Annotated in this window: 3 protein-coding genes and 1 pseudogene; all 4 read right to left on the bottom strand. The window is 59.4% G+C overall.

Translation table 11 applies throughout. The features are described from left to right. Positions 1 to 250 (bottom strand): annotated as a pseudogene (locus A3730_RS02230) (tRNA 2-thiocytidine(32) synthetase TtcA); the annotation flags it as partial. Next, complete coding sequence (locus A3730_RS32455; RefSeq protein WP_231883813.1) at positions 250 to 405, bottom strand: hypothetical protein; 156 nt, start codon at positions 403 to 405, stop codon at positions 250 to 252. The gene A3730_RS32455 and the pseudogene A3730_RS02230, both read right to left, overlap by 1 nt. Continuing rightward, entirely contained in the window at positions 372 to 1,046 is a 675-nt protein-coding gene (locus A3730_RS02225) for an SDR family NAD(P)-dependent oxidoreductase (protein ID WP_231883812.1), read from the bottom strand. The genes A3730_RS32455 and A3730_RS02225 overlap by 34 nt, the downstream gene beginning before the upstream one ends. A 119-nt stretch (positions 1,047 to 1,165) precedes the next feature. Next, on the bottom strand, positions 1,166 to 1,299 hold a 134-nt coding region (locus tag A3730_RS29370; RefSeq protein ID WP_255364147.1), incomplete at its 5' end, for an acyl-CoA dehydrogenase family protein.

Raw genomic sequence — 1,299 nt, 5'->3', positions numbered from 1 at the left:
GGAACCCGGGTTGTTTCTGGTCCAGATTCACCGCTACCAGCTCGAAATTCACCGGCGCGGAGTGCTGAAGATTGCGCAGAATCTCCAGCATGGTGTAGGAATCCTTGCCGCCGGACAGACACACCATCACCTTGTCACCCTCACTGATCATGTTGAAATCAGCAATGGCGCGGCCCGTTTCCCGCCGCAGTTTCTTCTGCAGCTTGTTAAGACGGGTACGTTTCTTGGTATCGGTGTTGTCCTGTGACATCAGGTGACCTTCATTTTGCGGATCAGTCTACGGTACAGCGAGGGAGCCCAGCGTTTCAGGTAGATGCCCGCCCCTTCGCGGCCGGCGATGATAACCTGATCACGGCCCCGCTGCACGGCCTCTACCAGCCGTTTGGCGCATTCTTCCGGGGCCATGGCGGTCTGCTGGGCAGCATCCATGGTGCCCTGGCGAGAGCCATCCGCGGTGAGCGCATTGATCGACACCTGGGTGCGAATAAGCCGGGCATCACCAGCGTCACGCGGATGCCCTGATCATACTCTTCCGCCCGCAGGGACTCGAAGAAGCCATGCAAGGCGTGCTTGCTGGCGCTGTAGGCGCTACGCAGCGGCGTTGGCAGCTCCCCCACCAGGGAGGTAATCACCACAAAACGTCCACCCCCTTGCTCTTTCAGCCAGGGAAGCACGGCCTTGGTCAGCGCCACGGTGCCGAAGAAATTCACCTCCATGATCTGGCGATCCACGGACAGATCCGTGTCGGCCACCAGTGAGCGCTGGGAAATCCCGCCATTGTGCACCACTTGATCCAGTCGCCCGCAGGCCTGCCTGACCCGCTCCACGGCTGGCGCCATGGCCTCACTCTGGCCAAGGTCCAGCGGCAGCACTACGTGCTCTTCGCTGTTCACCAGCCCGCCACACACTCGCTCCAGCTCTTCTTGCCGGCGAGCGGACAGCACCAGCCTGGCGCCACGGCGGGCATATTCCTTCGCCAGCGCTTCACCAATCCCGGAGGATGCCCCGGTAATCCAGACGACCCTGCCAGCCAGCGACTCAGACATAGAATTTCCCTCGAACCATGACAATGGCCAAGCTTAATGCCCCAACCCAAAAACAAAAAGCGCGGCCAGGCCGCGCTCTTCTTTTTTCGCTTGTAGCTCGTAGCTCGTAGCTATTTTTCCTATTTCAGCTCTTTGGACGACAGCCCAAGCAGGTGCCTTGCCACGATCAGCTGCTGGATCTGCTGTGTGCCTTCAAAGATATCGATGATCTTTGAATCGCGGGCCAGTTTTTCCAACAGGGTGCGCTCTGAAT

The sequence above is a fragment of the Alcanivorax sp. HI0044 genome, from assembly GCF_001634945.1.
The sequence above is the reverse complement of the archived record's forward strand: the minus strand, read 5'-3'. Positions and strand labels throughout refer to the sequence as shown.

Excerpts from the sequence above, each read along its gene's own strand:
- A3730_RS32455 (WP_231883813.1), bottom strand. The coding sequence starts at position 405 with ATGGCCCCGGAAGAATGCGCCAAACGGCTGGTAGAGGCCGTGCAGCGG.
- A3730_RS02225 (WP_231883812.1), bottom strand. The coding sequence starts at position 1,046 with ATGTCTGAGTCGCTGGCTGGCAGGGTCGTCTGGATTACCGGGGCATCC.